The 7,401-nt window shown below is 50.7% G+C and carries 7 protein-coding genes and 2 pseudogenes; 4 read left to right on the top strand and 5 right to left on the bottom strand.

Going from position 1 to position 7,401, the window contains the following annotated elements; all coding sequences use genetic code 11:
• Window positions 1-150: 150 nt before the first annotated feature.
• The gene (locus C1Y43_RS22780) at window positions 151-384 is read left to right on the top strand and encodes an EexN family lipoprotein (RefSeq protein ID WP_233209879.1); all 234 of its coding nucleotides are present in this window, start codon (window positions 151-153) and stop codon (window positions 382-384) included.
• 167 nt (window positions 385-551) lie between these two features.
• Here the strand turns inward: C1Y43_RS22780 and C1Y43_RS22775 are convergent, their stop codons facing one another.
• Both C1Y43_RS22775 and C1Y43_RS24280 read right to left on the bottom strand, forming a co-directional pair.
• Window positions 552-1,544, bottom strand: coding sequence for a hypothetical protein (locus C1Y43_RS22775; RefSeq protein WP_104094456.1), 993 nt, complete (start codon window positions 1,542-1,544; stop codon window positions 552-554).
• Window positions 1,545-2,404: 860 nt separating this feature from the next.
• Window positions 2,405-2,647: pseudogene (locus tag C1Y43_RS24280) on the bottom strand (DNA polymerase III subunit theta).
• 54 nt (window positions 2,648-2,701) lie between these two features.
• Between C1Y43_RS24280 and C1Y43_RS22765 the strand changes: the two are divergent.
• The 3 genes and pseudogenes from C1Y43_RS22765 to umuC all read left to right on the top strand — a co-directional run bounded on the left by C1Y43_RS22765 (window position 2,702) and on the right by umuC (window position 5,611).
• Window positions 2,702-3,376 (top strand): SOS response-associated peptidase family protein, encoded by a 675-nt coding sequence (locus C1Y43_RS22765; RefSeq protein ID WP_104094457.1) that lies wholly within the window; start codon window positions 2,702-2,704, stop codon window positions 3,374-3,376.
• Between the two features lie 502 nt (window positions 3,377-3,878).
• Window positions 3,879-4,325 (top strand): annotated as a pseudogene (gene umuD / locus C1Y43_RS22760) (translesion error-prone DNA polymerase V autoproteolytic subunit); the annotation flags it as partial.
• 11 nt (window positions 4,326-4,336) lie between these two features.
• Window positions 4,337-5,611, top strand: a complete 1,275-nt coding sequence (gene umuC, locus C1Y43_RS22755; RefSeq protein ID WP_104189805.1) for a translesion error-prone DNA polymerase V subunit UmuC — start codon at window positions 4,337-4,339, stop codon at window positions 5,609-5,611.
• Window positions 5,612-5,925: 314 nt separating this feature from the next.
• On the opposite strand, the gene C1Y43_RS22745 is transcribed toward umuC, so the two are convergent.
• The 3 genes from C1Y43_RS22745 to C1Y43_RS22735 form a co-directional block, all read right to left on the bottom strand.
• Window positions 5,926-6,165, bottom strand: a complete 240-nt coding sequence (locus tag C1Y43_RS22745; protein WP_104094473.1) for a hypothetical protein — start codon at window positions 6,163-6,165, stop codon at window positions 5,926-5,928.
• A gap of 83 nt (window positions 6,166-6,248) precedes the next feature.
• Window positions 6,249-6,482 (bottom strand): plasmid partition protein ParG, encoded by a 234-nt coding sequence (locus tag C1Y43_RS22740; protein ID WP_104094459.1) that lies wholly within the window; start codon window positions 6,480-6,482, stop codon window positions 6,249-6,251.
• A gap of 205 nt (window positions 6,483-6,687) precedes the next feature.
• On the bottom strand, window positions 6,688-7,308 hold the full coding sequence (locus C1Y43_RS22735) for a ParA family protein (RefSeq protein WP_104094460.1): 621 nt from the start codon (window positions 7,306-7,308) through the stop codon (window positions 6,688-6,690).
• Between the last annotated feature and the right edge of the window lie 93 nt (window positions 7,309-7,401).

Raw genomic sequence — 7,401 nt, 5'->3', positions numbered from 1 at the left:
CGATTATGATGCAGCAGAGCTGAAACATAATCCCGCGAACAGTTAGAGCCAAATGCCGGGTTCGGCAAAATTCCTATTATTTCTAACCATGTATCAATACGCGCTCCCGGTTTATAATTGTTGTCGCGATTCACTTACCAAAAGGAAAATATGATGAAAAAGGGACTACTTTTACTTGGCCTGCTGACCGCCGTACTGCTTACCGGTTGCGATGCGGGCGCTAAAAGTCTTGAGTGGTATAAAGCGCACGATAAAGAGCGGACCGCTAAATATGAGGAATGCAGGAAAGCTTCCGATCCGCGCGGCACAGAAGACTGTCGCAACGCTATTGATGCCACAGTCCTCGGAGGCTCCTTCACAAAAAGTCCGGAAAAGAGTTGGTAGGAGCCCGGCAGACCGCCACCAGACTTTTTTTCGCCCTTTTCGAGACAGTCTGGTTTTCCGACATTCATGAATTAAACTGACGCAGGGTTGTGTCCGCTATTAGCGATGAGCAGAATTAGGCGGATAATCTATGAGATGATTAGTGAGTTAATGGTGATGTACTATAACTAATCATCACGGCGGTTACGTTCATATCCTCTGCGTCCTCTCATCGCCTGTTCGTTGTTGAGCGCAATATAGCGCTCAAATCGGCCACTAAGTTGCGTAAGTTTGCGTGGCAAATCTTTGGTGACAAAGGCTTCCGGGATATCAAAGTCATCCAGATGCCCTACCAGAAACTGGTGCACTTTTTCCAATACGTCTAACAATGTAATGTTGTTACTTTGCTGCTTCTCTAACAACGGTCCCTGCCAGATGTGCCAGAATGCTTGCTGACGAAGACAATTTTCACTGCCCGCCAGTTGCCAGAGTTCCATAAACATTTTCCGAGCAATCTTAAACGGCTCACCATCAAACGCCTCGATAAGAAAGTAGTAACATGGAATTTTAAGCGCGTTGATTCTGGCGATCTCAATTTCAGGATCACGACGCAAATCAATGAGGTTACTGAATCGTGAGCGCATACAGGCTATGGGATTTAACACCCTGACTTTTTCGTTCATTTCCGGGATATCTGGGCCGGTTGCTTCCACATAAAACGGGGTGGTATGGAGGTAAAGCTTGCTCCCCAGAAAATCAGAGCGTTCAAAGCCTCCAGGATGGTCGATAATATCCACTACATTTGGCTCGTCAGGCGCATCCGGCACAGCAAACAAACGATTATCATCTCGTTTAATATCATGAGTGTCCTGATCGATAAGCATGAATTTAGCTAGAGATGGTGGTTGACCGTCCTTGTTTTCCCACGCCTTTACGTTGAGCGTTTCAGCTATGGCTGCAATATCGTCTCTTCGGGCGCTGTAGTCGCAGTCCACAGAGGTAGTAAGACGCTCATCAGGCAACTTGTCGCCGTATTGAGCATGATAATAGGATATCCAGTATTGAACGGCTTGGCCGCCCACAGTGATCACCGCATGCTTGAACTGATCTGCGTTGCAGATCAGTTGCTGATTTAGCAGGTACACCTGCTCGTAAGGGGGGATAACATTTTGAATAGACATAAAAAAACCATCAGTGGATGATGGTTTATTTTGCAACAAAGTTCATTGTCAGGCAAAAGCGATCTTATGGGCAAACTTGTTGCTGGCTGACTTGCTGAATCGACTTTTGACTGCAGGTTGGTACCCAGCACGACCAAGCGCAACCTGCACTGCTACAGCATTGTAGCGTTTATGCTGCTTCTGTTTAGCTTGTGCGGGAGTCATAATCTAGTACCTGAAGGTAGTTATATAAAAATGAGTTGCAGTAAATATACGTCACGAATCTTCGTTACGCAATAGTATACTATTAATGCAACCATTGAGTACTTTCAGAGTACAAAGTAAGTAGTAAACTCTTGGATAAGAGTATAGATATCCTTGTTTGCCAGATACTCATATATCATTTCCAAGAAACTCTACTACCCTTAAGTCTTTGAAATAAAAATTTATTTTCTCGCAGTAAAAGAGTAGGAAAGTCTGCCATCATTGTACAAACTTGGCGAAACCACTTGAAACCCCGCTCATGGCACAAAGTGGATTAATGCTTTTCAGTTCACTCACATTCGATAAAACCCCTTTCCTTACAAGCTACTGCTCTGCAGCAGGCAGGGCACTACATCATCTTGTAATGACTGCAGCTGACAGTGCTACCATATGTTGTTCCGGACGGGGCGATACATCTTCCCTCGGGCGTTGTTCTGCACCCGCCCCGTCCGGCCCGTTAGGTTATACTTCGATGAGTGCGGGTTTCCCCGTACCGGATTCTGCGCCAGCAAAGTTTTGATTTTTGCTATTACACTGAGCTCAGAGTGGCGTAGTTCAGGCCCAAAAATGACACCTCTGTCTTCAAGCCAGTCTCCGATTTTCGCTCAATGAAGCAGCTATTTCTCAGGTTCCTTCTGATAAACAGGATCGCTGCCTCGCGGGAACTTCAGCGCTTCTTGCCGGTAAAATTTCAGGCGCTCCCGGAAGTATTCACGCATTTCTTCTGGCTACTGCCGCTCAACTTCTGCAGGTATTACCGGCTGGTTCAGTCGCTCTTTGTAGGCCACGCCTGACGCAGCTAAATCCACATTAACTCTGTCGCGCTCTTCCCGGGTCCGGGCTGCAAGGTTATATGACATGATGATTCCTCCGGATAACAGTATACCGCCTATGCTGAATAGCAGGAGGTGCTTATGTGTGGACGATTTGCGCAGTACAGCAGCAGGGATGACTATTTTGAAGCGCTGGGGATTGGCCCGGAGGAATTAACCCGCGATCCGGAGCCAATTGGGCGGTACAACGTGGCGCCAGCCACAAAAGTTCTGTTACTCAGTGAGCGTGACGGAGAGCTGAAGTTCGATCCGGTGTACTGGGGCTACGGGCCCGAATGGTGGGATAAACAACCACTCATCAATGCCCGCAGTGAAACTGCCGCATCAGGTCGCATGTTTAAACCGCTGTGGGAACACGGCCGGGCCATCGTGCCTGCAGATGGCTGGTTTGAGTGGCAAAGAAACGGTGCCGGAAAACAGCCATATTTCATTTACCACCGTGAGAGGCAGCCGCTGTTTTTCGCGGCCATCGGGAACCCCCCCATTGATAGGGAACACGGCCGGGAGGGCTTTGTTATCGTCACCGCAGCCAGCAATCAGGGCATGGTAGACATACATGACCGCCGTCCACTGGTCCTGACTGCAGACGCGGTCCGGGAATGGCTGAGTAATGACACTTCGCCGGCGCGTGCAGCTGAGATCGCACATGACAGCGCACTTCCTGAGTCCGCTTTTACCTGGCATCCGGTCACCACAAAGGTGGGCAACGTTCATAACCAGGGTCCGGAGCTTGTTCAGACAACTGACAGCAACTGATCTAACAGTCATTGCACTCGTCTGCAAATCACCCTGGAAGTGCTTTGCTGTTTGCGCCAGCCCCCAACGCTCGCCGCAGTCACGGCTGAGGCGTACCGCAGCAGCGCGAGGAACGAACAGTCGTGTCGAGGAAGCGTCATTCCACCGATGCCGGTATTGACTGCTTACGCACAATGCGCTTTTTATGCATTTCAACAAAACCAGCCCGGCCACAGAGCGCCGGGCTGTTACGGTATAACCGGAAACGCCTCTCCACGTCTGCCGGCCCTGACCTGAGCATAGTGGCGCTGCTCAGCATCAGCCAGGCCGACCTTCATAAAAATTTTCCGGCAGGTCAGTCAGATGGCTTCGCTTCTGCGCCAACCCGTTTCGCTCCCTCTTGCCAGACAATTCTGCCTCAATAACACTGTATGTATAAACAGCAAAATAACGGGAGGAATTTTATGCGCGATTTACTCAGCTCTTTCGCAGTCACACTGAAGCATGGCAAGGGCATCAGATTATGAACTCGGTCAGCTGTACCGCCGGCCTGACGCTCCTCTGGCCCCCCATTTTTACGCCCCGGGTCCGGGTACCGCTTTATGCCGATCCTTGCGCCGCCGGCTTTCCCTCCCCTGCGCAGGATTACGTCGAGAAAGAGCTCGATCTGAATGAACTGTGTATCCGCCGGCGTGCATCAACCTTCTTCGTGCGCGCCAGCGGCAACAGCATGCGGGACCTGGGCCTCTGTGACGGCGACGTCATGGTGGTTGACCGCGCCGAGCAAGCGGCTCACGGCGATATCGTAATTGCCGAGGTCAACGGCGAGTTTACGGTAAAGCGCCTGCAGCTGCAGCCCAGGCTCGCTCTGTTGCCCATGAACCCGTCCTACCCGGTGATCTACCCGGAGGAGCTGCAGCTGCTTGGCGTTGTTACCTGGTTCTTTAACAGCACCCGTGCCCGCCGGAGGTGGTCATGCCCATGTTTGGCCTGGCCGACGTTAACTCCTTTTACGCCAGCTGCGAGGCGCTGTTCCGCCCAGACCTGCGCGGCAGGCCGGTGGTCGTGCTGAGTAACAACGACGGCTGCGTCATCGCACGCAGCGCCGGCGCCAAAAAACTCGGCATAAAAATGGGCGCCCCGTGGTTCCAGATAAAGGGGCAGGAATTTGCCGAGTGTGTGCATGTGTTCAGCTCAAATTATGCGCTTTATCATAGCCTTAGCCAGAGAGTAATGACTGTGCTTGAAGAGATCACGCCCCGCGTCGAGCAATATTCCATTGACGAAATGTTCCTGGACCTGACCGGCATCGATGGCTGCGAGGACTATGAGCACTTCGGCCGGCGCCTGCGCGCGCACGTGCTGGCCACTACAGGCCTGACCGTCGGCGTGGGTATGGGGCCGACCAAAACCCTGGCAAAATCGGCGCAGTGGGCCAGCAAGGAGTGGCCGCAATTCCGGGGAGTGCTGGCGCTGACGCCGGGCAATCCGAAGCGCACCGCAACGCTGCTGGAAAACCAGCCCGTTGAAGAGATATGGGGCGTTGGCCGGCGCATCGGCAAAAGACTCAACCTGATGGGTATCGAAAATGCTCTGCAGCTGGCGCGCGCGCACCCTGCCCTCATCCGAAAGAACTTCAGCGTGGTGCTTGAGCGCACCGTTCGCGAGCTCAACGGTGAATCGTGCATTCCCCTTGAGGAGTTTGCGCCGGCGAAACAGCAGATCGTCTGCAGCCGCTCCTTTGGGGAGCGCATTACGACAAAAGTGGCCATGCAGGAAGCGCTGTGTCAGTACGCTACCCGGGCGGCGGAAAAACTGCGAAAAGAGCGCCAGTTCTGCCGGCGCATCAGCGTTTTTATCCGGACCTCGCCGCATGCGCAGGGAGAAGTCTTTTACGGCAACAGCGCCGGCGAAAACCTCACCATACCCACGCAGGATACGCGGGACGTGATCGGGGTGGCTATGCGATCGCTCAACCGCATCTGGCTTGACGGGCGGCGCTACATGAAGGCCGGCATAATGCTCGATGACTTCACGCCCAACGGCGTCAGTCAGCTGAACCTGTTCGATGAGGATACGCCGCGGGCGAACAGCGCGCAGCTGATGAAGGTGCTTGACGGTATCAACCAGTCCGGTCTTGGCAACTTGTGGTTTGCACGTCAGGGAGTGAATACGGAATGGAAAATGAAGCGGGAAATGCTATCCCCGGCGTGGACAACGCGCTGGAGCGACATCCCCGTAGCGCGCGTTGAATAGCCAGGCGCAGGCAGCTGAAGCTGGACCTGATGCCTGCCGTCAACCTGCCCTCTCAGGAAAACCGATGCCAGAATTCATCCACAATATACAGAGGCTTGCCGGGTTTCTTACCGCGGAAATAACTACCGCGTGGCAACTTGTCACCACTTGAAAGCTGACGAATCCAGTCTTCAAAAGCAGGGCAACGCCGGCGGTACCTCCCCTTAAACATGTCGGCTGACTGACTATACTCATGCAGGTTTACTCCATACCCGCGCGCCTGCTGCAATAGACCCTGTATTCCCATCTTTGTGCCCTTTTTTTTGCTGTATTCTTCAGCGTGAGCTGTTTTTCTTCCAGGTATCATTGGCCATGAATGCCGCACGCGACACGCAAGCGCCCCACAGCAGCTGCAGGCCGATTTTTATCAACTCGCTGGCGTGCGGCAGGAAGAAGAGCGGCACGATAAATACCGCACTCAGCAGGAATCCCCATTCAGCAGCACTTTTTTTGTCTTTTCCATCGAGCTTTCTAAGCCCCATAAATCCCAAAATTAAATTGATCAGTCTGTTCATTGTGACCTTCAGATTCAGTGCCCCCAACATCTTCTCAAATGGCTTGCAACTTTATAGCCAGCAGATTAATCAGGGGATCGCTTTTATTCGTTCTCTTTAAGCCAGTCATCAACAAGGAAGTTGATTACGTCTGTTATAGAAGTACCTTTTCTGGCGCAAGCAGCCTTGAATCTTAGGTGCTTTTCCTCATCAAAATTGACGTTTACACGCTTAGCTTTTCCAGTCACAACTGGAGTGGTGACAACATTTTTAAGATCCCTGTTTTCACCAAAAGTCATTTTCTTATTACTGCTGCTATGAGCCTTTTCAAGCGCCATGTGACTCTCCACGGAAAAATTTCACTGAGTATCTGAGTATCTGAGTATCTGAGTATCTGAGTATCTGAGTATCTGAGTATCTGAGTATCTGAGTATCTGAGTATCTGAGTATCTGAGTATCTGAGTATCTGAGCATCGAAAGCTTTAGTCAAATGAGTAATTGAGCACATGAGTATCATTAACACTCATATGTGTAAATACTCAATCACTCAACACTACTAACTATCTCTTTTGTAAGGATTTCTATTTCACCCTTCGCTGCACCATCATTGGATTCAAACACACTGTCGCCATCGAGGATTGATTTCACATACACCTGTCGCTGAGTTATTGCAGTGCGAAAACATTTAACGCCTGTATCCTTAATGCTTTCTTTAAGAACATTGAGCATGGTTGCCTGCTCAATTTTTCGAGTGATCAGGAAACGGGCTTCAACTTTCCGGCTGTATGCTTGCGCTTCAAGCACCGTAACTACACTGCCAGCTGCAGAGAAATCTAAAGGACTTGGGGTAACAGGAATTATGACAAGATCGCTGACCATCACGGCAGCGGAGGTGATTACGGAAAGCGAACCAGCACCGTCGACGATAACGTAATCATACTCAGCAAGATCTTTGCGGATTCCGTAGACATCTTTTTCTGAGGCAGCTGTATATACATCGAATACTGCTTTGTCAGACTTACTCCAGTTTGTCAGACTCATCTGTGGGTCTGTATCAACTACAGCAATATTGTACCCGCTTCTGGCCATAGCAGTGCTGACATTGATAACAGCAGTCGTCTTACCAGAACCACCTTTTGGGTTCAGAAAAGAAATAACCTTCATGTTAGATAATCCCTACGTTAAAACTCAAATGAAGCTGTGAGTAAATGAGTATAGAGACTTAAAGCGCATGAATAAAGATATTTTACACATTAA

Origin of the sequence: Pantoea sp. ICBG 828 (assembly GCF_002928355.1) — a bacterium.
Classification (GTDB): domain Bacteria; phylum Pseudomonadota; class Gammaproteobacteria; order Enterobacterales; family Enterobacteriaceae; genus Pantoea; species Pantoea dispersa.
This window is presented reverse-complemented; position numbering and strand designations above follow the sequence as displayed.

What these genes read in the sequence shown, in the direction of transcription:
- C1Y43_RS22780 (WP_233209879.1), top strand. Translation starts at nt 151, where the DNA reads ATGATGAAAAAGGGACTACTTTTACTTGGCCTGCTGACCGCCGTACTG.
- C1Y43_RS22775 (WP_104094456.1), bottom strand. Translation starts at nt 1,544, where the DNA reads ATGTCTATTCAAAATGTTATCCCCCCTTACGAGCAGGTGTACCTGCTA.
- C1Y43_RS22765 (WP_104094457.1), top strand. Translation starts at nt 2,702, where the DNA reads ATGTGTGGACGATTTGCGCAGTACAGCAGCAGGGATGACTATTTTGAA.
- umuC (WP_104189805.1), top strand. Translation starts at nt 4,337, where the DNA reads ATGTTTGGCCTGGCCGACGTTAACTCCTTTTACGCCAGCTGCGAGGCG.
- C1Y43_RS22745 (WP_104094473.1), bottom strand. Translation starts at nt 6,165, where the DNA reads ATGAACAGACTGATCAATTTAATTTTGGGATTTATGGGGCTTAGAAAG.
- C1Y43_RS22740 (WP_104094459.1), bottom strand. Translation starts at nt 6,482, where the DNA reads ATGGCGCTTGAAAAGGCTCATAGCAGCAGTAATAAGAAAATGACTTTT.
- C1Y43_RS22735 (WP_104094460.1), bottom strand. Translation starts at nt 7,308, where the DNA reads ATGAAGGTTATTTCTTTTCTGAACCCAAAAGGTGGTTCTGGTAAGACG.